Here is a 22,656-nt window from a genome sequence, read left to right on the forward strand (position 1 = left end):
GCTCGCAAGCACACCACCGATCGACCTCGACAGCACCGTCGACCAACCCAAAACAGGAGCACAACATGGATCTCGGACTCAGCGGCAAGAAGGCACTCATCACCGGCGCCACCAAGGGAATCGGACGCACCGTCGCCGAGACGTTGCTCGCGGAAGGTGCATCGGTCGCGATCTGTGCGCGCACCGCCGAGGACGTCGACACGGCGGTCGAGGAGATGTCGTCGCTCGGCACCGTCGTCGGCGCGGCCGTCGATGCTGCCGATGGCGACGCTGTCGCGGCGTGGGTCGCGTCGTCGGGAGAGCAGTTGGGCGGAATCGACGTCTTCGTCCACAACACCTCCGGCAAGGGAGCGAAGTCGCCCGAGGGCTGGATCAACAACTTCAACATCGACATGATGTCGCTCGTGCTCGGGGTCGGAGCCGCACAGGATGCCCTCGCCGACGGCGGCGGATCGGTCATCAGCATCGGCACGACCGCCACCACGGAACACTTCGCGTCGGGCTCGAACAGCTACAGCGCGTTCAAGTCGGCGGTGACCAACTGGACGCTCGGCCAGGCCCAGGTGCTCGGCAAGTCGGGCATCCGCTGCAACGTCGTGTCACCCGGTCCGATCTTCGTGGAGGGTGGCGACTGGAACATGATCAAGGACCACATGGGCGACTTCTACGAGGCCACTCAGAAGACGCATCCGGGCGGAGAACTCGGCACGACACAGGACGTCGCGAACGTCGTGGCGTTCCTCGCCGGCGACGCGGCCAAGCACGTCAACGGTGTCAACGTCACCGTCGACGGCGGCTTCCTCAAGCGCATCGATTTCTGAGCGGTCGAGGACGGACGACTCGATGACCGACACCGACCAGGGCAGCCGGATCGACGTCACGCTCGTCGCCGGCGGGATGTACCACGACATCGACTTCGCGCGGCTGCAACTGCTGACGCTGCTCGGCGAACACGAGGAGTTCCGCGTTCGGGTGCAGCCCGATTACGAGGACACCGACGCGATCGCGGCCGGGTCGATCCTTGTCAGCTACACGTGCAACCTGCGGCCGACCGAGAGGGCGCAGCGAGCGATCCGCGAGTGGGTCGAAGGTGGCGGTCGCTGGGTCGCACTGCACGGCACGAACTCGGCACTCGACGTCGGAACGCCCAACGGGGTCGACTCTCCGCGCATCTTCCCGCTGTGGGCCGACACGCTCGGATCGCAGTTCGTCGCGCACCCGCCGATCATGCCGTACCTGGTGGAACGCTCGGTCGACGACCATTGGCTCGTCGCCGGGATCGAGCCGTTCGAAACCGACGACGAGCTGTACCTCTCCGAGCATGCCGACCGGAACGCGCTGGAGCCGTTGCTCCACACGAAGTGGCAGGGCGACGCCCGCGGGTTCGTCGAACACGACTGGACCGACGGTCCGGAAGAGCACCTCGTGATGTATCTGCGACAGCTCGGCGAGGGTGCCGTACTCTACAACACGCTCGGCCACTGTCGCGGCCACTACGACATGGTCCCGGTCGTCGACTACTACCCCCAGATCGAGCGTGGATCGTGGGAGCAACCCGCCTATCACGAGCTTCTCCGCCGGTCGCTCCGGTGGGCTCGCGGCGAGTCCAGCTGATGGTCGCACCGCCCGACCGGTCCGGCGCGTTCGGACAGGTTGCGCGCGGGCGTGGCTACAGTCCTGGACCACATGACAACTTCCGCTGCACCTGACGACGGGCCGCCCGCGAGGATCGGGCGACCGCCCAAGGTCGATCGGGACGGCACGCCGACACGCGAGCGGTTGCTCCGCGCGGCGGCCGACGCGTGCGTCGAGTTCGGCTACGAAGGCGCCACGCTGTCCGACATCGCCCGCCGCGCCGAGGTGTCCACTCCCGCCATCTACAGCCACTTCTCCGGCAAGGCCGAACTCCTCGTCGAGGCGTGTCAGCGCGAGTTGAACACGATCAGCAGTAGCAAGCTCCGCGAGGTGGAGGGGCTCCGCGAACTGAGTCAGTTCTGGATCCAACCGGAGTTCGGCCGATCGAGGATCATCGTCGCCGAGATCCACTGCGCTGCGATTCGCCAACCCGACGTCGCCGAGTTGCTGGGCACGTGGCAGCAGTCGATCACGACCACGCTGGAGAACATGGCCGGACTGACGACCGCTCAAGCGCAGCAGTTGTTCCTGATCCTGATCGGTCTCGCGCACCTCGATCAGGTGAAGGGGATCGACGTCTCCGCCGAGGCCACCGAAGCAGAGGTCTCCGCGGTGCTCGAGGGGTGGCTCGGCGATCGATATCTCGACCGCTGACGAGGGACGAGATCGTCGGCGAACACGGTTCGCCCGCTGGGAGATCGGCGACATCCGACTGCTACTGTCCGTTCCCGAACGACCATTCAGTTAGTGCACTCCGAGGGCATTTCGCTCCGGGCGCACATCGAGGGAGCCACATGACCACCACCGTTGCCGTCGCCGACGGCATCTTCGAGATCCGCGACGGAAAGCCCGTCCTGTTGGGGACCCGTTGCACGAACTGCGACAACCACATGTACCCCCGCCAGACCGGCTGCCCCCGGTGCCTGTTCAACGAGCAGGAGGACGTCGAACTCGCCACCGAGGGCACGCTCTGGACGTGGACGGTGCAGGCGTTCCCGCCGAAGTCCCCGCCGTATCTCGGCCCGGTCGGTGACGACTTCGTCCCGTACGGCGTGGGGTACGTCGAACTTCCCGGACAACTCCGGGTCGAAGGACGACTCACGATCTCGGACCCCGACCAGCTGCAGATCGGCATGCCGATGGAGCTCGTGCTCGATCCGCTGACCGTCGACGAGGACGGCAACCAGGTCGTCACCTACGCATTCGCACCCAAGAACGAGAACGGAGACCCGTCATGAGCGACGTCGCAATCGTCGGAATCGGAATGCACGAGTTCGGTCGCCACGACGGCATCTCGGGCATGGACCAGGGCGTCACCGCGGTGCGCCGCGCGCTCGCCGACTGTGGTCAGCAGTGGTCCGCCATGGAGTTCGCCGTCGGCGGCTCGATGGACGGAGGTGCCGCCGACACGATGGTCAGTCGGATCGGACTCACAGGCCTGCCGTTCACCAACGTCGTCAACGGCTGCGCCACGGGCGGAACCGCCCTCGCCCAAGCGGTCAACACGATCCAGTCCGGTGCCGGCGATCTCGGCATCGCGATCGGGTTCGACAAGCACGAGAAGGGCGCGTTCCGGATCCGCGGCCCGCGCGGCAAGGACTGGTACGGCGGCTCCGGCCTCGCGCTCACCACGCAGTTCTTCGGCATGAAGATCAACCGCTACATGCACCAGTACGGCATCACGCAGCCGACCTTGGCGAAGGTCGGGGCGAAGGCGTTCCGCAACGGTGCGTTGAACCCGATGGCGTGGCGCCGCAAGCCGCTCAGCGAGCAAGAGGTCGCCGAGTCGCTGATGCTCTCCTACCCCCTCACGCAGTACATGTTCTGCTCCCCCGGCGAAGGTGGCGTGGCGATGGTCCTGTGCCGCGCCGACAAGGCGAAGGAGTACACCGACCGCCCGATCTACCTCAAGGCCGCGGCCGTGCGGACCCGCAAGTTCGGTTCGTTCGAGGTCCTCGCCCCGTCGATCGCGATCGAGCACGATCCGGGCCCGACCGCCGCCGCGTCGAAGGCCGCGTTCGAGATGGCCGGGATCGGCCCGGAAGACGTCGATGTCGCCCAGTTGCAGGACACCGAAGCCGGTGCGGAGATCATGCACATGGCCGAGAACGGCTTCTGCGAGCACGGTGAGCAGGAGCAGATGCTCGCCAACGGCGAGACCGAGATCAACGGCCGCCTGCCGGTGAACACCGACGGCGGCTGCCTCGCGAACGGCGAGCCGATCGGCGCGTCCGGCCTGCGCCAGGTGTACGAGAACGTGCTGCAGCTGCGCGGCGACGCCGGCGAGCGGCAGGTCCCGAACGACCCGAAGGTCGCCTACACCCACGTCTACGGTGCCCCTGGCATCAGCGGCGTCACCATCCTTTCCCGCTAGCCATTCGGTGTCAGACACCCGATGGCACGGCTCGCGAACAGCGACCCTGCTCACCGACTCGACCATCGGGTGTCTGACACCGTTTGACCGACCCTGAACGACTGGACACACATGGAACTCTCGACCGACGTGTTGACGGACATGCACCGACGCATGGTGCGGATCCGTCTCTTCGAAGAAGCCGCCGGCAAACTCGCCGAGGCGGCGAAGCTCCCCGGCTTCCTCCACCTGTACGTCGGCCAGGAGGCCGTCGCCTCGGGAGTGTGCACGGCGCTCACCGACCAGGACCAGATCACGTCGACGCACCGCGGTCACGGCCACCTCGTCGCCAAGGGCGGCGAGTTCAAGCCGATGATGGCCGAGCTGATGGGGAAGGCCACCGGCTACAACAAGGGCAAGGGCGGTTCGATGCACATCTCGAACCTCGATGTCGGGATGCTCGGCGCGAACGGCATCGTCGGTGCCGGTGCTCCGATCGCGGTCGGTGCCGGATTCGGGAACAAGCTGAAGGGCAACGGCAACGTCGCCGCCGCGTTCTTCGGTGACGGTTCCACCAACATCGGCGCGTTCCACGAAGCGGCCAACATGGCGTGCGCGTTGAAGCTCCCCGTCCTGTTCATCTGCGAGAACAACGAATACGGCGAGTTCACCGCCCGGGACAAGACCATGGCGATCACCGACATCGTCGACCGCGCCGCCGGCTACGGGATGCCGGGCGTGATCGTCGACGGCATGGACGTCGTCGCGATCCACGAGGCAACCATCGAGGCGAAGAACCGTGCCGTGCGCGGCGAGGGCCCGTCACTGATCGAGGCCAAGACGTACCGCTTCTACAATCACCACGGCGTCCAGAACCTCGGGCTGAAGTACCGGACCGACGACGAGGTCGCCGAGTGGAAGCAGCGCGATCCGATCTTCACCTTCGAAGACCGGATGATCGACGCCGGAACGGCAACCCGCGACGACTTCGACGGTGTGTGGGCCGAGCTCCGTGCCGACATCGACGAGGCAATCCAGTTCGCCGAGGACAGTCCCGTCCCCGACGTCGACCAGCTCCTGGTCGACGTGTACACCGAGATGCCGGCAGGAGCGACGTCATGAGCGTTCCCCGGCCACGCAGGCCGCTGTCGACCGCTCGCTCGCTGGCGCTCGCTCTCTCGCATTCGGAAAGGGGCTCAAAGTGAGTCGCAAGATCAGCTACGTCCAGGCGTTCAACGAAGCCGTCCGTCAAGAGATGCGCGCCGACGAGACGGTGTTCTGTGCCGGCGAGGACATCGGAGGATTCGGCGGCGTGTTCCAGACCTACGCCGGCCTCCAGGAGGAGTTCGGCGAGGAACGCGTCGTCGACACGCCGATCAGCGAGCAGGCGATCATCGGCCTCGGCGTCGGTGCGGCCGCCACCGGATCGCGCCCGATCGTCGACATCATGTTCATGGACTTCATCTGCGTCGCGTTCGACCAGATCGTCAACCAGGCCGCGAAGATGAAGTACATGTTCGGCGGGTCGGCCACCGTCCCGCTCACGATCACCACCGGTGGCGGCGGTGGCCTGTCGGCGGCAGCACAGCACAGCCAGTCCCTCGAAGCGCTGATCTGCCACATCCCCGGACTCAAGGTCGTCCACCCGTCCAACCCGTACGACATGAAGGGGTTGATGACCGCCTGCATCCGCGAGGACAACCCGACGATCATGATCAAGCACAAGCGGTTGCTCGGCATGCAGGGCGAGGTCCCCGAAGAGCCGTACATGATCCCGCTCGGCACCGCGGCCACGCTGCGCGAAGGCGCCGACGTCACGGTCGTGGCATGGGGCCGCATGGTCAACGAGGCGTTCGACGTTGCCGAGAAGCTGGCCGAGGACGGCATCGACGTCGAAGTGATCGACCCGCGCACGCTCCAGCCACTGGACAGCGAGACGATCGTCGAGTCCGTCCGCAAGACGAACCGGGCCGTGATCGTGCACGAAGCGGTGCGCTTCGCCGGTCTGGGTGCCGAGGTCGCCGCCCAGATCCAGGAAGAGGCGTTCGACTACCTCGACGCACCCGTCGCCCGCGTCGCGGCTCCGTTCTCTCCGGTCCCGTTCACGCCTGCGCTCGAACAGCACTACCAGCCGTCCGCGGCACGGATCGAGCAGGCGATTCGGGACATCGTCGCCCGTCCCGGGGCCTGATCCGGTGCCGACCGCTGCCGCCACCTCCAGGGGCCGAGCCCCGAGCGGCGACGCGGCAACGGTGGGCATCATCGTCAACCCCCACGCCGGGAAGGACATCCGTCGGCTCGTGTCCGCCGCTGGGCAGACCTCCGATGCGGTCAAGATCAGCATCATGCGACGCGTCGCCGCCGGCGCCATCGAGCAGGGTGCCGATCGCGTCCTGATGAGCACCGACACGCATCACCTCGCGGAGCGTGCCGTCGAAGGGCTCGACGGGCCGATCGAATTCCTTGAGAGTCCGCAAACCGGTTCGCACCACGACACCGTCGCCGCGGCGCGATCCCTCTGGAAGCAGAACACACGAGCGGTCATCGCTCTGGGCGGCGACGGCACATGTCGTGACGTGGCAACCGGCTGGCCGGACGCTCCGCTGATCGCCATCTCGACGGGAACGAACAACGTGTTCCCCACGTCCGTCGACGGCACGACCGCCGGTGTCGCCGCGGCGCTCGTCGCCGCCGGAAGCGTGAAGTCGTCCGACGTCACCTCCAGGGCGAAGCGAGTGTCGTTGCAGATCGACGACCCGCAACGTGACACGCTCGTCCATGAGGAAGCCCTCGTCGAGGCAGCCCTGATCGACGCGACGTTCGTCGGTGCCCGTGCCGTTTCCGATCCTGCCTCGATCCGCTGGGTCGTCGCATGCATCGCCAGCCCATCGAGTACGGGACTCGCCGGCATCGCGGGCCGCGTTCACCCGCTCCGTCGAGATGATCCGGGTGGCGTTCTGATCCGCCTCGGTCCCGGGAGCCGCCGCGTTCGGGTTCCGTTGTCACCGGGGTCGTTCTCGACGCTCGACATCGCCTCGGTGGAGCCGCTCCGCGACGGCGACACGGTCGTCCTCACGGGCCGCGGCGTCTTGGCATACGACGGCGAACGGAACACTCCGGTATCAGCCGGGGCCACCATCTCCGTCTCGGTCAGCCGGACCGGCCCCCACATGATCGATGTCGACGAGGTGCTGCGACTCGCGGCACTCGATCGACGCTTCGACGTCTGCGCAGCAGACCACCCCTCACGAAAGGACACCCATGGCGACTGAGTTCCTCATGCCGAAGCTCGGACTCACGATGGAGGAGGCCACCATCGCGGAGTGGCTGATCGCCGATGGCGAGCAGGTCGAACCCGGTGCCGCGGTGCTGCGGATCGAGACCGACAAGACCGAGACCGACGTGGAGGCGCCCTCGAGCGGACGGCTCCACATCGCTGCCGACGTCGGCGACACGTTTGCGTGCGGAGAGCGGATCGGCTGGTTCCTCGACGATGGCGAGGCGCCGCCGACGGGTACCGCGCCCGCCGGTACCGCGTCCGCTCCACCCGCCACCGTGGCCGAAGCACCGTCGACTCCCGACATGGGGGCGACGGCGGTGTCGAGTGTCCAGTCGGAAGCGGGAGGACGAATCATCGCGTCGCCGCTCGCGAAGCGCGTCGCGAAGGAACGAGGAATCGACCTGCGCAACGTGCGCGGCACCGGACCCGGTGGCCGAATCGTGAACGCCGATCTCGACGGGGTGGAGGCCACTCCGACGCTCGCGGCCCCACCGGCCGCGGCGCGACCCGCCGCACGGGGCGGTCAGGTCGCGGCGACCGCGGCGGCGCGTCAGCTCGCCGATCTGCTCGGTGTCGATCTCTCCGCCGTTCCGGCCGATCCCGTCGACGGCCGCGTCTCACGCGATGGCGTGGCTCGGTTCGTGCGCTCGCTGATCGGAACGTCACCCGGAACAGGCATGCCCCCGCAAGCGGCGACGTCGGTCCCTGCACTCGCTCCCGCGATGCAGGAGCCGACATCGGTCACCAAGCTGAGTGGGATGCGCGGCACGATCGCCAAGCGCATGCACGAATCGCTCGACCAGATGGCGCAGCTGTCGCTGTTCATGGACGCCGACCTCGATGCGATCGTCGCCGACCGCGCGCGCCGCAAGGCCGACGGTGCCGCACCGAGCTACACCGACTACGTGATCGCCGCCGCGGCACGAGCCCTGCGTGCTCATCCCCACGTCAACTCCCAGATCACGGACGACGGCATCGCCCTCCTCCCCGACGTCCACGTCGGCATGGCCGTGGCACTCGACGGCGGGTTGATCGTGCCGGTCATCCGCGACACCGCTGACCGCGATCTCTCCTCTCTGGCGGCGGAATCGTCACGACTCGCGGAAGCGGCACGGTCCGGATCTCTCGGGCTCCCCGACCTGGAGGGCGGGACGTTCTCGGTCAGCACCCTCGGGATGTTCGGAGTCGACGGCTTCACCCCCGTCATCAACCCACCGAACACGGCGATCCTCGGAGTCGGCCGCCTTCGGGACGACCTGGTGCTCGACGACGATGGCAACGTCACGTCGATCAAGCGGCTCACGCTCAGCCTCACCTGGGACCATCGAGCCTTCGACGGAGCGCCCGCCGCGGAGTTCTGCCGCGCGATCGTCGACCTCCTCGGTGACCCGGCCGCCCTCGACACCCCCGCCGACTGAGCCGCCGATCGGAGCATGCAGATGGTCGACTACCAGAACCTCTTCCACGTCGGGATCCGGGTGCCGGACATCGCCGACGCGATGGACGAACTCGGCAACAGCATGGGCGTCACCTGGGCAGCCGTTCGGGAGAACCCGGCCCAGACCCTCTGGTCGCCCGAGAACGGACTCCAGGAGATCCACCTCAAGTTCGTGTACTCCGCGGAGGGCCCACAACACATCGAATTGCTCGAGGGCCCTCCCGACACGTTCTGGGACGGACGCGGGTGCACGGGAGCACACCACGTCGGAGTGTGGTCAAACGATGTGGCGAGTGACACCGACGGCCTGATCGCCTCGGGGTGGACGCTGGTCGGTGCCCAGGTCGACCCCGCCGAGCACAACGGCTACGGGATGTTCACCTACCTCCAGCCACCGACCGGTCTGATCGTCGAACTCGTCGACAGTTCCGTGCGCCCTCACTTCGAACAGTGGTGGGCCGGCACCGCCTGAGCCGACATGCCGCGGTCGTCCGCGGCCACCAAGGTCGCGTCTGAGGCTCCGACCACGAGTCCGCCACCCCGATACCATCAGTCCGCCCGCGTCGTGATCGAGACGCTCAGATGAGCAGGGGTGTCATCGGTGAGGAGTACAGGAACGAGCGGATCTCGGATGGGGACATGCTGACGATCTTCGTCGCGGCCGCTGTCGTGTGGCTCGCGCTCCTGACCTTGTTCCTGGTCTTCTTCGCCGGGGCAAGTAGGCGCCAACGGACCGACGACACCGAACCATCCGATCCCGCGTCGGCATCAGACGCCTCGGACCCCTCCGGCTGACACCGGACTCGCGCTCGTTCCCGCCCGAACCGAAACGAACTCTCGGCTGTGCGAGATGAAGTACGATGCGATCAGTGGTTCCCCCCACCACGACTCCAGAACGACTGCTCATCCTCGGCACTCCACGTAGCGGCACGACGTGGACGAGCGAGATCGTCGGCACGGCTCCTGGCGCGCGCCTCGTGCACGAACCCGACAACGAGGTGAACGATCCGTTCGCGCTCCTTGCCAAGGTCGGTCTCGGACGATTTCCCGTCCTCGAGTCCGTCGCGCAATGCCCGGATGCCTACCGCCAACTCTGGCGCGCGGCGTTCGAACACGGCGGGTCGCCCGACACGCTCCGCGCCCGTGCCGCGAACACCCTGTTGACGCGGTCACCCCGCCCGATCCGCGACGAGATCTTGTCAGGCCGGCCGTCGAGACGGGGACGCGTCCTGCAGTTCGGACTCGAACGGCTCGCCGAGCCACGGTCGGCATCTGCGACCGCCCCGCTGACCGTGGTCAAGTCGGTCCATGCGCTCTTCGCCGCCGACATGGTCGTCGAGCTCGCCGCACCGACCGTCGTGGTCATCAGGCGCCACCCGCTCAGCGTGTTGTCCAGCTGGATCGAGTTCGACTGGCCACCGCAGGGGCTCGAGAACGACCCCGAGAAAGTTCGTCTCGCTGGTCTCGAGAACGTCGCACCCTTCGCGGCCACGACCCATGACGAGCGACGAGCGATCAGCTACGCGATCCTGCATCGACGGGTCGATCGACTGCTCGCGGAGAACCCGTCTTGGCACGTCGCCGACCACGACTGCATCTGCGGCGATCCGCTCGAGGAGTTCCGTTCGCTGTTCGATCGTCTCGGACTCGAGTGGTGTCCCGCCACCGAAGCTGCGGTTCGTCAGTCCGACACCCCCGGCACCGGATACGACACGCAGCGGGTCGCGAGCGAGCAGATCGACGTCTGGCGCCGGCGCCTCGACGACGATCAGATCCGAGCCCTCACCGCCGTTCTCACGCACTACGGAGTCGCCCTGTGAATCTCCCAACCCCCCATCCCCATCCGGAGGTCAGCACCATGAGTCAGCAGCGCGTCGCAGTCATCGGTCTCGATGCACTCGAGTGGTGGGATCTCGAACGGTTGATCGCGCAGGGTACGACCCCGAACCTGGCACGGCTGATCGACAACTCGAACGTCGTACGCATCGAATCCGACATGCCCTACCGGGCGGAGTCGATCTGGACCGAGTTCTTCACCGGGCGTACTCGAGACGAGAACCGCTATTGGACCACCGCCCTGTTCGACCCGGCCTCGTACGCGACCTGGGTCATCGGCGCGTATCGCGGGAACCCGTTCTACGCCCGACCTGACATCGTGCCGGTCGTCCTCGATCTTCCACACGTCGCGATCTCACCCGAGTCCCGTGGCCTGCAGGTCACGGGCTGGGGTGCCCACTCGCCACAGTTTCCGACCGCGTCGCTGCCGAGCCCCGTCGCCGCGGAGATCGATCGAACCTTCGGCGTCAACCGGGCGATTCACAACGACAGCCACGCAGGTTGGCACAACCCCCAGTACCACGCAGCCCTCACGGAGGCGCTGATCGACGGCGCCGCGACCAAGGCCAAGATCGTGCCGTGGATGCTCGAGCGCCAGCCGGATTGGAATCTCTCCATCACCGTGTTCACCGAGCCGCACGTGTCGGGGCACCAGTTCTGGCACGGTGTCGATCCTTCGCATCTCCTCCACGGAACACCCGAGGCCGACCGCGCCGGCGCGCAGCACGACACGGTGATGAGCGCCGTCGACACCGCCGTCGGCAGCATCGTCGACTCGCTGCCCGACGGTGTGGAAGTCGTCGTGATGGCCGCGCACGGCATGCAGGACAACGGCAGCGACGTGACCGGGGGCGTGCTCCTCGCCGAGCTGCTCCATCGCCACCATTTCGGTCGGCCGCTCCTCGATCTCGGACCGTTCGATCCGGATGATCCCCCGATCGTGCTTCCCCACGAACTGCAACCGGCGGACTATCTCGCCGACCGGATCGTCGAGCCCCGGGGCACGATGAACGACCACTCCGCCGTACCGGAGGCGACCCGCCGTGCGATGCACTGGGCCCGCCAGCGGCGCCCTGACATCACCCGTTCGACGGAAGAGATGGTGTGGAAGCTCTCCGGCAAGGGCGACCGGGCGACATGGTGGGAACCACGACCGCGAGCAGAGGCAGATCCGTTCGTCGACCTCGCCCGTGCGACTGCCCGTCGGCCCCTCGATTACCAGATCCCGTGCTGGTACCGCCACCGTTGGCCGGAGATGCCTGCGTTCGTGCTGCCGGCCTTCTCCGACTCCCACATCCGGATCAACCTCGAAGGTCGCGAAGCCCACGGGATGGTTGCGGCGAGCGACTACGCGCGCGTCCTGGACGAAACCGAGGCGCTCGTCCGCGCGTGTACCGACGCCCGCACCGGCGAGCCGATCGTCGATGAGATCACGCGACCCCGTGCCGCGAATCCCTACGATCCCGACGGGCCCACGTCCGACCTGGTCGCGTCGTTCCGATGCGCCTCCGACGCGATCCGTCATCCCGATCTCGGCGTGATCGGCCCGTCCCCGTTGATGCGGGCCGGCGAACACACCCCCACCGGGTGGGTCGCCCGCCGTGCCGATGGCCATACCGATCACGCCGAGCGCTTCGGGCCGTACGACATCGCCCCGACACTGCTCGACCTCGCGGGCCTGCCGTCGAGCCCGCACCATACGGGTCGCTCGTTCGTCGAGCTCCTGCGCCCGGCATGACCTCACCGACGGTCTCGGTGATCGTCCCGGCGTACCAGGCCGAGGAATACCTCGACGCGGCACTGGCGTCGGTGTCGTCACAAACGACACCCGCCGACGAGGTCGTGGTGATCGACGATGCGTCGAGCGACGACACCGCGTCGATCGCTCGACGGTGGGCAGACCGGCTGCCGATCACGCTGGTCGAGAAGCCGGTCAACGAGGGTTTGGGAGCGGCGCGGGCTTCAGGAATCGCTGCATCGTCCGGCGACCTGTTGGCGCTGCTCGACAGCGACGACGTGTGGTTCCCCGATCATCTCGGCGTCATGCTCGAGCAGTTCGAGCGCCGACCTGGACTCGTCACCGCGGGAAACCTCCGGTGGTGGCCGGGAGACCGGATCGACCCGACCCCGTCGTTCGAGCTCAACGAGGTCCCGCCGGCTCCCGAGCAACGGCTCGAGATCTTGCGTCGCAACTTCCTCTTCGTGGGCACCCTCTTCTCGCGCGACGATCACGATCGGGCCGGCGGCTTCTCTGCGCGTCGGAAGGACGAGGACTGGGAACTCTGGATCCGGATGATCCGCCAGGGTGTCGAGGTGTCGACGACCGGCTGCGTGACCGTGCTGTACCGGCAACGCTCGGACTCGCTGTCGAGTCTGGACGGTTGCCTCGACGACGACATCGACGTGCTGCGATCGCTCGACGCGCTCCGCGACGACGAGGCCCAGGTCGTGGAAACGACACTGCGACGGCTGATGGCGCGGCGCAAACTGCTCGACGGATACGACCTCGCTCGTGCCGACCGGATCGGCGATGCGCGCCGGGTCTGGCTACGCGCCGCCATCGAGGATCGGTCGGTCCGCTGGGGCCCGGGTCAGAGCGGGAGCACCAGCGTTCGAGCCCTCGCCTGCATCGCCGGCCCGCGCCGCGCGGTTGCCTGGCGCGACGACCGCCACGCTCCGAAGTAGAACCACGCACCCCCCACGCGATCGGGATCGGGTCCGCACGGCGCCGCCTGCGTGGTCTCAGCGCGAAGATCGCAACCGAGGGAGGAGGCGGCGCCACAACCCGCGCACGTCGACGACGAGTGCACGCGGCGACAGGGTTCGACGTAGCGACACATCGAATCGGTCACGCAGGAAGATGTAGTTGACACTGCAGACGCTGGCGTAGGCGATCGACGACGTGGCAGCCGCGCCTTCGGCTCCGTATCGGGGCACGCTCCACCACAGCCCGACCACGGTCACCACGACACCGAGGGCTTGCGCGATCGACGGACGACCGGGCCGGTTCGCGCCCATCAACGAGCCGGTGATCACCATGTTGCAGGTCCACAGGACGAGCCCGGGAAGGAGGAGTCGCAGGGAGGTGCCGGCCGCGCGGAAGTCGGCGCCGTACACCAGGCTGATGAGATCCGGCCCGAAGACCGCGAGGAACAGTGCGATCGCGATGGCGCCGAGCGCGACGATCCGCAGAATTCGTTCCACGAGTCGGCCGCGTTCGTCCTCCTCGGCCTGAGCCGTACTGGTGAGCACGACCCGAGACACCTGCTCGAACAACGCAACCATCATCGAGCCGACACTGATGGCAACCGCATACAGACCGATCTGTGCGGCGCCGACGAAGGCGGGCATCACGACGAGGTCGAGACGCGCGTTCGCGATCCGACTGAGGGTTGCACCGAAACTGCGTACGCCGTAGCCGATCGCCGTGCGGGTCTCGCCGACATCGGCCGCCCGGAGTCCACTGACGAGCACGAGCACGATCACACCTCCGAGGGCCGTCACGCCGAAGCCGGCGATCTGCACGGCGAGCACCCAGCCGACGGTGTAGCTGTCGCTGATCCACAAAACGAGCGCGCCCACGGCATACACCAACGGCTGGCTGACGACGAGCACCGCGAAGGTCAGGAAGAATCGATTCGACGACACGAGCGATCGCATCGCGTTGGCCGCCATCACGATGTAGATCGTGAACATCATCACGCGTGCGAGCGAGATCACATCGTCGGACTGCTCTCCGAAACCGATCGGGATGAGGAGTTCCGTGATGGCCAGGCTCGCCGTCCCCAGCACGAGGACGCTCACCAGGGATCCCGCGAGCAGCGATGGGGACGGCCATCTCGCGGTCGCTTGGAGATACGACAAGCCGGCCGTGAAGCCCAGTCCACCGATGGCCGCAGCGGTGACGACCCACGCCATGATTGCCGCGACCTCTCCACGACCCGAGGGTCCGAGGAGTCGAGCATTGAGGACTCCGGTTCCCAGTTGCAGCACGAGGACGATGGCGCTGGCCACCATCCCGGACAGCATCGATCGCGTCATCGACCGCGACCGAAGCCGCTCGGTGAGCAGTACGCGGCGCTCGGTCGGCGTCCACTCCGTCACGGTCATCGCTCTGCGCCTACCGCTGTCCACGTCGATCCCGACGAGGTTCCGACCCCGCTCTCGGCGATGGTAGATTGTGCGTGGTGGTGGCGTCTCGACTCGCATTCGGAACGGTGTCCACCGTTGCCGGACAGCCATCTCGCATGACACCTGTCGCGAGGGTCTCCCAGTCGGCGCTGAAGCTGTCCCGACAAGGGCGCACCTTCAATGCGACGATCGGTCGGACGCCGGAATTCGTCTGGTACCGAGTCGCCAAGGTCGCCACACGATCGATCTACGCCTCGTTGCGCGACGCCGGCGTCGATTTCGCGGCGGAGCACCCCTACGACGTCGCGGTTCCCTCGTCGCTGGCCGCCTCCGTCTTCTCGTTTGCCTTCGTACGTGATCCCCACGAACGGGTGGTGTCGGCATGGCAGGACAAGGTGATCCACCAGAACCATTTCGAGCTGACGCCGTCCGAACGCGAGCGGCTTCACGACTTCGACGAGTTCGTGTCGTTCGTCGAGGAACTCGACGTGACGTCGTGCGACCCTCACCTGCGAGCACAGACGTCGCTCATCGATCTGGACACCATCGACTTCGTGGGTCGTTTCGACCATTTGGCGCGCGACTTCGCGACCGTGTGCTCCCGACTCGACCTTCCCAGCCCCCAGCTCGAACAGCGGAATCGCAGCGAACCGCGCGCCGATCCGTACACCCCCGCCACGCGAACACGAGTCGCGTCGATCTACCGCGACGACATCTCGACGTTCGGGTTCGGGTGACGACCGACCCGGCGTCGTCGGTCGGGTCAGCACTGCACGCCGATCGAGCGATAGACATCGAGTGTTCGCTCGAGGTAGTGACGGTCGGTGAACTCCTCCTCCACCCACGATCGTCCGGCTCGGCCCATCTCGACGATCGTTGCGTCGGGTGTCTGTCTCACCACCCGAAGTGCGTCTGCGAGGTCGCCGACATCTCCGCTTCGAAAGAGCCAGCCGGTCCGCCCCGGCTGCACGAGTTCGGTGATACCACCGATCGAAGCTCCGACCACGGGAGTCGCGAGAGCGTACGCTTCGAGGACCGACACCGGGGCGTTCTCGTACCATTCCGACGGCAGGACGACCGCCCGCGCGGAGCGGACGAGGTCGTGAAGGTCGGGGCCTCCCACATGGCCGAGGAACGTGACCTCCGCGCCGAGTGACGCGGCCTGCTGTCGCAGCGCATCGTGATCAGGTCCGGTCCCGGCGATCGTCAACGCCACGCCGGCAGTGTGGACCGCGGAGACCAGCGTGGCGAGCCCCTTCTCCGGTGCGAGTCGTCCGAGGTACACGACGTCGCGACCCGCCTTCTCGGCGGGCATGAAGTCGTCGGGTCGCACGTAGTTCGGGATGCGCACGAACTGCGACGCGTCGAACCCCCATTCGACGAACTTGTCGATGTAGAACCGGCTCGGGCTGATGAAACGATCGACGCACCGGGCAAACGTGCCCATCGTGCGATGCAGAGCGGTTTCGGCGAAGACCACCGAGCTCAGCACCGCGGAGTCCTTGATGCAGCGTCGCCGAATCACGTTGTGGATCCGCCCGCCCTTGCAGCGTTCACAGATCGCGTCGTCGGTGATCATGCGGTAGGCGGGGCAGGCGAGCTTCAGATCGTGCGTCGTGAGCACGGTCGGAACACCGCGTCGGTGAAGCGTCGGGAGGATCGACGGCGAGATGTGGTGATACACGTTGTGCAGATGAGCGATGTCCGGACGCGTTCGGTCGATGAGGTCGCCGATCCGGCGCCGAGCCTGCGGGGAGTGCACCACCCGTCCTGCAGCGACGGCGCGTTCCCGGAACGAGTAGTCCCGTCCGAACTCGATCTCGTCGACGAAGTAGTCGGACCAAGGTGAGTCGAGATTGTCGGGATGACGCATCGCGAAGTCGACGACCTCCCATCCCTCCGTCCGGAACAGGCGGCTCTGTTCGAGATGCATCACGTCGGCGCCACCGCGCCGGTAGTGATAGTTGTTGACGTTCAGCAGCGTGGGCACGTGATCACCGATCCAGGACGCCTTCGTACGCATCGAGCCACTGGTCGGTGATGCGGTCCCAGTCGAACTCACCTCCGGCTCGCGCGAGCGCTCGGGCACGGAGTTTCTCCGCCTGCTGATCGTCGCTGACCACCGCCAGCAGTGCCGCCTCGAGCGCGTCGACGTCGCCAGCGTCGAACACGACACCGGCGTCGCCCACCAGGTTCGCGTTCGGCGGGATCGAACTGGTGACGATCGCCGATCCGTACGCGAGCGCGTCGAGCATCGACAGCGACATCCCTTCGACGTCGGAGGGCAGCACGAAGACCTGGCAGTTCGAGTAGAGCTCCGCGAGTCGCTCGTCGTCGGCCTCCCCGAGGAACACCACCCGGTCGTCCTCGCCGGCGAGTTCATGCAGGCGCTGGTCGTAGTCGGACTCGTACCATGCGGGGCCGGCGATCGCGAGTCGCAGGTCGAGGTCGGTGGGGAGACGACGAAAGGCCTCGATGAGCAAGTGGACGCCCTTCTCCGGAACGAGCCGCCCGACGAAGAGGAGAAAGTCTCTTCGGCCGAGCCCGAACTGCGCGATGTCGTCGACGGGCGCCTGCGATCGCGGCTCGGCGCCGTTGGCGATGTAGCTGACCGCTCGGCCGTGACGTTGCTCGAGATCGTCCTTGAGTTCCTGCGAAACCGCCAGTGTCAGGTGCGGCACCCGGACCGAGGCCCATTCGGCGAAACGCAGATAGAGCTTGCCGGCGCCGCTCCATTTGCTTCGTTGCCAGTCGAGCGCATGGACGGTGAGGACGACGCGTTTGCGAAACAACCGCGGCAGGAGCGCGAGCGGTGCCGATCCGATCGCGTGGTAATGGACGATGTCGGAGTCGGAGACCAGCTCCCCGAGGGTCGCGCGCAACGACCGGGTGAACGTGTCGCCGTATTTGGTGCGCAGGCCGTTGGCGCGCTTCAGCTCGACCCCGCGGTAGGTGTTCCCGGCGTAGTCGAGCCATGTCGGGCACCACACTCTGACCCTCGCCTTGCCCGATGCGACGAGGCGCGGACAGATCGATTCGAGGACCCGCTCGATCCCCGCACGCTGGCCGGGGAATCCGCGGCTGCCGATCATGGCAATCCGCATGGGACGCCGTTGTCCGGCCGTGGTCGCCGGCGGCGAGGTCACGTCTTCGCGCCCTTCTCGATCGTCTGTGCTTCAGCGGTCACGCGATTGGCGAGCACGTCGCGGATCGCAGCCACATTGCCTTTCGCTCGTTCGCGATTGCGGCGCGCGTTCACTGCGAGGAACGCTGTGGCAGAGATCAGGAACGCGAGGCGACTGAAGCGCCGCCCGGCGACGACCGGCCGAATGGCCACCTCGCGATAGCCCCACGCCTTGTCGTGGCGTGGGAGCGCCGTGAGATGCCAGAGTCGCGCATCACCCACGCTGCGCAGCGCGTGGCCATCCAGATGGAGAGCGTGCGAGAATTCGAGGTCTTCACCGAGCGCGTATCCGGCGAAGGCGTCGTTGAACCGACGTCCACGTACCACCGACATGCGATACGCCATGTTGCAGCCGATGAGGTGTTCGACGCGCCGGTCGGAGCCCCGAGGACTCTGACTCGACCAGCCCGATCGATACACGCGGCCCGTGGTTCGACCCGGCAGCAGGAGAAGGCCGCGGAGCACGGGGAGCTCGTAGTCGTGGTCGTCGTCGATCGACCCGCCTGCCCCGACGAGCGCGGCATCGCTCCAGAAGGCTTCGACGATGCTGCGCATGTACGACGGATGGAGCACGACGTCGTCGTCGAAGAACACGATGAGATCGGTGTCGACCAGGTCGAGCGCGAGATTGCGACTCGCGGTGAGACCAGGTTCGTCCTTCGTGACGATGCGCACGTTCCGTCGGTCGCCGCCCGCGATCTCGTCGCACAGCTCGACCGTCTGCTGACGGCGATCGGGGTCCGCGTCGTCGATGATCAGAACGTCGGCAACCACTCCGTCCTGCCAGAGGACACTCCGCAGACACCTGCGGAGGTCATCGGTCCGGTGCCGGGTGCACACGACCGCCGTGATCGTGGGCGTTGACACGGTCGGTGCGCTCATCTGGTCGACACCTGCCCGTAGCCCCACGTCGCGCATGCTGCGAGGTACCACCACGACATCGTCTGATTGAGCAGATTCTCACCGGGCGCCATCACCAGGATGGCGAGGCAGCATGCGACTGCTGCACCTGCCAGTGCCGCGTCCCACTCACCGGTCGCACCCCGACGGCGTCGTCGAAGGGTGATGCCCATCGCCACCGCTGCGGCGAACAGCGAGGCCAGCCCGAGGATGCCGATCTCGACGTACACCTGAACGAATACGTTGTGCGGTTCGAGCCCCTCGGGGCGTGTGTCGAGGATGACTTGCGGTCCGATCCCGGTCACGGGGCTGTCGTTGGCGAGCGGAATCAGCTCCTCCCAGTACTGCACGCGCCACTCGAAGGAGTTCTCCGGAACGTCGGAGGGAATGTAGGCGAAGTCCTGTTTGTCGCCGAGGTCGGCGACGCGGTCTCGCACGGAGGGGACGGCTGCACCCACGACGAGCGTCCCGGCGAGCAACACGACCACGAGCCAGCGGGCCTGGCGATACGCGAGGTAGCTGATACCGATCGCGAACGCGATCCACCCGGAACGGTTGTACGTCGCGATCAGGAGACATGCTGCCGCGATGGCGAGGCCGCTGCTCAGCCAGCGTTGGCGCCCCCGACTCCCGAGAGCAGTCGCAACAGCGAGCAAGCCGATGAGAACCAGGTATGTCGCGAACGGATTGGGGTGCACGAATGTCGAGCGGACTCGACCGAGCCCGCCATTCGTGACGGTGTAGTTGCCGGTGATCCAATGGACGTAGCCGACGGCGACGGGGATGATCGCGCTGCACAGGGCCGCGGTGACGAGCCGGCGCGCCCGGTCGGGCCGTTCGACCAGGAGTTGTTCGAGCACGACGAACATCGCGATGCCGGATGCGATCTCGAGCGCCCCGACCACCGACGTGCCGATCAGCTGTGAGGTGGTGACCGAGGCACAAACGGCCGCGCCGAACACGACCAGTCCGCGCGTTCCGACGCTCAGTCGTCGCCACTCGCCTTCCCGGTGCTGGACGACAAGCCAGACGATTGCCAGTGCGAGAAATCCTGCAGCGAGCATCGCACCCGGACCGAGTTCCGTGGTCCCGAGCGCGTCCAGCGACGGGCGCACGACCAGCACGGCGAGTACGAACCACTCGAAGCGGAGCGCTGCGACCAGTCCGAATGCCAGCCCGACGGGAGCAGCGAGCACGATGACCAACTCGGTGCGGCCAAGGTTCGACCCGAGGTCGATGGCCAGCAGTGCGAAAGCTGCAACGACGAGCGCCACCAGGGTGACCACGACCATCATCGCGATCCGCGGGCGTGCCTGCGGCTCGACGGCTGTCTCGATGCTGCGGCTCCTTTCGTCGACGGTCATCATCCCAAGTGGTCAGCGGCCGGCGTCGGCGTGGTCGGGTCGACGGCGCGTGATGCGGAGCTCATCGGCGACCTCACTTTCCGCTTGGGCGGCCACGACGACGTCAACGTCTTCAGGATCGAGACCGACCACCTCGTCCTCGGCAACGACGAGATCGTCAGCCTCGGTGGCCTCATGTGACATCGGGTCGGTTTCGATGGACTCGTCGATCGTCTCGACGTCGTGATCCTGCTCCCCAGGTCGCTCGCCCTCGGTTGCAGCGGAGTCGTCGTCGGTATCCGTACGTCGCACCGGCCAACGATCCGAGAAGAAGTAGGCGGCCGCAAGGACGACGAGCAGCGCGACGATTCCCGCGACCACCATGGAGCGAAGGGCGCCGTTGACGCTGCCGGTCTCGACGACGTCCGTCGATTGAAGCAGCGGCTCGTTCAGCAGGTCCTCCTGGATCGCGGAAATCTGCTGCAAACGGAGTGACGCTGCCGCGCCTGACTGAACCGACTCCTCGAGACGAACCTGTTGCGCCGACCAGGGCGGCAGCATCGGCTCGATGGCAGCGAGTTCGTTCTCCTTCTCCGTGAGGACCGCGACGAGTTCGGCCTGCACGGTCGGACTGATGACCGCTGCAGCGATCTGGTTGCGGAGGCTGAGAATGTCGGCGCTGCGCCGAGCCGCCTCCTCGACGAGGTTCGCGCTCCCGGCCTCGGTTTCGATGTCGAGGAGGGATTGGATCGACTCACTCGACTCCGTGTCGGCCGCCTCGAGCGCTCGCTGGATCTGACGACGCTCGATCTCGGAGTGGATCGTCAGCGCTTCGCGCACGCCGGCATCGAGTGCCAGTTCGGCCTGTTCGGCGTCGGAGGCCACGAAGGCGACGCGAACATCGCTCCCCTGCCCGACGGTGGCGGCGGTGATCGAGCCCGAGCCGGACGGTGCGATCTCGTCGACCACCGCAGCGACCTCGCTCCCGCTCAGGGTGCTCTCGAGGTCGTCGGCGACCGACCGGACGGCAGCCGGCGTGTCGGCCTGCGTGAATTCGGTGATCGACAACACGCCGGTCGCCTCGAACTGGCTGTCGGAACTGGCGGAGTACCAGAGCCCGCCTGCGATGGCGGCGACGACCGGAACGATCACGATCAGCGCGCGCCACGATCCTCGAACGGCGTCTGCCAGTTCGAAGGACTTGACCTCGGGATCGTCTGGGGAGCGTGGTGGACTCGTCACAGGGAACCTCGTCTCTATTCGGATTGGTTGTTGACGGTTGTTTCGGCCGGGGGGATCAGGGCGGGCAGCGGGGGTTGACGGGGTGTTCCGCCGCCGCCGACCGTCGCCGGGCCGTTGTTGGCGATGACCTGGAGCTCGACCACGATCGTTGCCATGTCGGCGCGTTCGTCGTCGCCCCACGGAAACGTTCCGACAGCCTCGGCATCGACACCGAGATAGGTCGCGTCCCACCCCGAGTCGTCGGTGATGTAGGCGCCGTAGTCACGGAAAGCCTCGACGAGACGGTGTCCGACGTCGGTGTCGACCCCGAGGCTCTCGGCCGTGGCATCCGGCGGGAGAGCGACGAGCGAGCCCATGACGACGTTCGGGTTGGCTCCTCGGTACGTGGAAGCACTGGCGTATCCGTCCGACGTGACTGCCGGCCATCGATAGCTCGACTCCTTCGTGCCGCCCCAATACAAATGCTCCGCAGAGACGAGCAGATCGAGTGCGTGGGAGATCGGAGATTCGCCGCTCAGTTCACCCGGACGAATGGCGCCACCGAGCTGGTTCAGGCCCGACCCACCGTGCGCGCCGAGCCGTCCGTCCCCGTAGATGTCCGAGATCAAGATTTCGTCGTCCAACCACTGCGCGTGAAGTGGACCGGCCTCATCGCAACGCGCGAGCACGTTGAGGTTGTAGATCGTCCGACCGTCGGGCTGCAGGAACACGCCCGGGTTGTTCGGTGTCTCGTTCTCCGTCACGGGCGGAGGCACCCAGCCGTCGGGTAGGTGCATGTCCAGTCCGGACCGCTCGGTACTCGCACACCGTTCGCGCCACGAGCCGACGCGCAGGATCTCGCGAAGAGGATCCTCCGCCGACGTCTTCATGAGCGTCGACTCCTCGAGTAGCTGACGCGGCGTGGACGTGAAGCCCGCGGGCACGTAGTCGGCCCCCGAGCCGATCGCCACGTTCCAGATCGACGTCGACTCGAACGGGCGGAGCCACGCGTCACGAGGATTCTCCGGCGTGGCGTCCGAGGGGTCGACGACGTCACCTGCGGCTTCTGTCCCCACCTCGTCGGAGACGTCGTCTCCGGACGGAGCGGTCCCAACGCTCGGAGCCGTCACGCCCGGGGTCACCGACTTCGAGATCACACCGGCGTCCGGCCCGGTGTCGCTCGCCGCCGCGGTCACGGCCACCACCGCCGCACTGCAAGAGACGATCGCCCATGCGATGAAGTGTCGGGACCGCCGCGAACGGCGGGTGCTCGACGAGGGTGACTGCTTCGTTCGATCGTCCGCGAACTCGTCCTTCGTGCCGGCAACCAGAGGA

General features: G+C 66.9%; 22 protein-coding genes. 15 read left to right on the plus strand and 7 right to left on the minus strand.

The genetic code is table 11. From position 1 onward, the window contains the following. Positions 1–65 precede the first annotated feature (65 nt). The 14 genes from ON45_RS09385 to ON45_RS09450 all read left to right on the plus strand — a co-directional run bounded on the left by ON45_RS09385 (position 66) and on the right by ON45_RS09450 (position 13,227). Positions 66–821 carry an SDR family NAD(P)-dependent oxidoreductase gene (locus tag ON45_RS09385; protein WP_040493395.1) on the plus strand — a complete coding sequence of 252 codons (756 nt, stop codon included), beginning with the start codon at positions 66–68 and terminating at the stop codon, positions 819–821. Between the two features lie 22 nt (positions 822–843). Continuing rightward, positions 844–1,614 (plus strand): ThuA domain-containing protein, encoded by a 771-nt coding sequence (locus tag ON45_RS09390; RefSeq protein WP_040493396.1) that lies wholly within the window; start codon positions 844–846, stop codon positions 1,612–1,614. Positions 1,615–1,686: 72 nt separating this feature from the next. After that, the gene (locus ON45_RS21335; RefSeq protein WP_083914674.1) at positions 1,687–2,289 is read left to right on the plus strand and encodes a TetR/AcrR family transcriptional regulator; all 603 of its coding nucleotides are present in this window, start codon (positions 1,687–1,689) and stop codon (positions 2,287–2,289) included. Positions 2,290–2,429: 140 nt separating this feature from the next. Next, positions 2,430–2,873, plus strand: a complete 444-nt coding sequence (locus ON45_RS09400; RefSeq protein WP_040493397.1) for a Zn-ribbon domain-containing OB-fold protein — start codon at positions 2,430–2,432, stop codon at positions 2,871–2,873. Then, on the plus strand, positions 2,870–4,009 hold the full coding sequence (locus ON45_RS09405) for a thiolase family protein (protein ID WP_040493398.1): 1,140 nt from the start codon (positions 2,870–2,872) through the stop codon (positions 4,007–4,009). Before ON45_RS09400 ends, ON45_RS09405 begins: the two co-directional genes overlap by 4 nt. 111 nt (positions 4,010–4,120) lie before the next feature. Further along, positions 4,121–5,110 carry a thiamine pyrophosphate-dependent dehydrogenase E1 component subunit alpha gene (locus ON45_RS09410; RefSeq protein WP_040493399.1) on the plus strand — a complete coding sequence of 330 codons (990 nt, stop codon included), beginning with the start codon at positions 4,121–4,123 and terminating at the stop codon, positions 5,108–5,110. A gap of 79 nt (positions 5,111–5,189) precedes the next feature. Then, positions 5,190–6,179 (plus strand): alpha-ketoacid dehydrogenase subunit beta, encoded by a 990-nt coding sequence (locus tag ON45_RS09415; RefSeq protein WP_040493400.1) that lies wholly within the window; start codon positions 5,190–5,192, stop codon positions 6,177–6,179. Between the two features lie 4 nt (positions 6,180–6,183). Next, the gene (locus ON45_RS09420; protein WP_051062804.1) at positions 6,184–7,260 is read left to right on the plus strand and encodes an NAD(+)/NADH kinase; all 1,077 of its coding nucleotides are present in this window, start codon (positions 6,184–6,186) and stop codon (positions 7,258–7,260) included. Continuing rightward, positions 7,250–8,686, plus strand: a complete 1,437-nt coding sequence (locus tag ON45_RS09425) for a dihydrolipoamide acetyltransferase family protein (RefSeq protein ID WP_040493401.1) — start codon at positions 7,250–7,252, stop codon at positions 8,684–8,686. The genes ON45_RS09420 and ON45_RS09425 overlap by 11 nt, the downstream gene beginning before the upstream one ends. 15 nt (positions 8,687–8,701) lie before the next feature. After that, a complete protein-coding gene (locus ON45_RS09430) occupies positions 8,702–9,178 on the plus strand; it encodes a VOC family protein (RefSeq protein WP_040493402.1) in 477 nt (158 codons plus the stop codon). A gap of 110 nt (positions 9,179–9,288) precedes the next feature. After that, complete coding sequence (locus ON45_RS09435; RefSeq protein ID WP_040493403.1) at positions 9,289–9,501, plus strand: hypothetical protein; 213 nt, start codon at positions 9,289–9,291, stop codon at positions 9,499–9,501. A gap of 74 nt (positions 9,502–9,575) precedes the next feature. Then, a complete protein-coding gene (locus ON45_RS09440) occupies positions 9,576–10,526 on the plus strand; it encodes a sulfotransferase (RefSeq protein WP_040493404.1) in 951 nt (316 codons plus the stop codon). A gap of 38 nt (positions 10,527–10,564) precedes the next feature. Next, entirely contained in the window at positions 10,565–12,280 is a 1,716-nt protein-coding gene (locus tag ON45_RS23060) for an alkaline phosphatase family protein (RefSeq protein WP_040493405.1), read from the plus strand. Further along, positions 12,277–13,227, plus strand: a complete 951-nt coding sequence (locus tag ON45_RS09450; RefSeq protein ID WP_040493406.1) for a glycosyltransferase family 2 protein — start codon at positions 12,277–12,279, stop codon at positions 13,225–13,227. Before ON45_RS23060 ends, ON45_RS09450 begins: the two co-directional genes overlap by 4 nt. A gap of 57 nt (positions 13,228–13,284) precedes the next feature. Here ON45_RS09450 and ON45_RS09455 read toward each other — a convergent pair whose 3' ends face one another. Further along, the gene (locus tag ON45_RS09455) at positions 13,285–14,652 is read right to left on the minus strand and encodes a lipopolysaccharide biosynthesis protein (protein WP_040493407.1); all 1,368 of its coding nucleotides are present in this window, start codon (positions 14,650–14,652) and stop codon (positions 13,285–13,287) included. Positions 14,653–14,789: 137 nt separating this feature from the next. Between ON45_RS09455 and ON45_RS09460 the strand changes: the two genes are divergently transcribed. Beyond that, a complete protein-coding gene (locus ON45_RS09460; protein WP_040493408.1) occupies positions 14,790–15,410 on the plus strand; it encodes a sulfotransferase family 2 domain-containing protein in 621 nt (206 codons plus the stop codon). 26 nt (positions 15,411–15,436) lie between these two features. On the opposite strand, the gene ON45_RS09465 is transcribed toward ON45_RS09460, so the two are convergent. Genes ON45_RS09465 through ON45_RS09490 form a run of 6 tightly spaced genes read right to left on the minus strand, consistent with a single transcriptional unit; the run spans position 15,437 to position 22,517 of the window. Continuing rightward, positions 15,437–16,696, minus strand: coding sequence for a glycosyltransferase (locus ON45_RS09465; protein ID WP_051062805.1), 1,260 nt, complete (start codon positions 16,694–16,696; stop codon positions 15,437–15,439). Continuing rightward, a complete protein-coding gene (locus ON45_RS09470; RefSeq protein WP_148288609.1) occupies positions 16,668–17,777 on the minus strand; it encodes a glycosyltransferase family 4 protein in 1,110 nt (369 codons plus the stop codon). Before ON45_RS09470 ends, ON45_RS09465 begins: the two co-directional genes overlap by 29 nt. A gap of 38 nt (positions 17,778–17,815) precedes the next feature. Further along, positions 17,816–18,739: a glycosyltransferase family 2 protein gene (locus tag ON45_RS09475; protein WP_158412318.1), complete on the minus strand. Its 924-nt coding sequence runs from the start codon at positions 18,737–18,739 to the stop codon at positions 17,816–17,818. Then, complete coding sequence (locus tag ON45_RS09480; RefSeq protein WP_158412320.1) at positions 18,736–20,121, minus strand: O-antigen ligase family protein; 1,386 nt, start codon at positions 20,119–20,121, stop codon at positions 18,736–18,738. The genes ON45_RS09475 and ON45_RS09480 overlap by 4 nt, the downstream gene beginning before the upstream one ends. Positions 20,122–20,133: 12 nt before the next feature. Continuing rightward, on the minus strand, positions 20,134–21,342 hold the full coding sequence (locus ON45_RS09485; RefSeq protein WP_040493412.1) for a hypothetical protein: 1,209 nt from the start codon (positions 21,340–21,342) through the stop codon (positions 20,134–20,136). Positions 21,343–21,356: 14 nt separating this feature from the next. After that, entirely contained in the window at positions 21,357–22,517 is a 1,161-nt protein-coding gene (locus tag ON45_RS09490) for a hypothetical protein (protein ID WP_148288611.1), read from the minus strand. Positions 22,518–22,656 lie beyond the last annotated feature (139 nt).

The sequence above is a fragment of the Ilumatobacter nonamiensis YM16-303 genome, assembly GCF_000350145.1.
Taxonomy (GTDB): Bacteria; Actinomycetota; Acidimicrobiia; order Acidimicrobiales; family Ilumatobacteraceae; genus Ilumatobacter_A; species Ilumatobacter_A nonamiensis.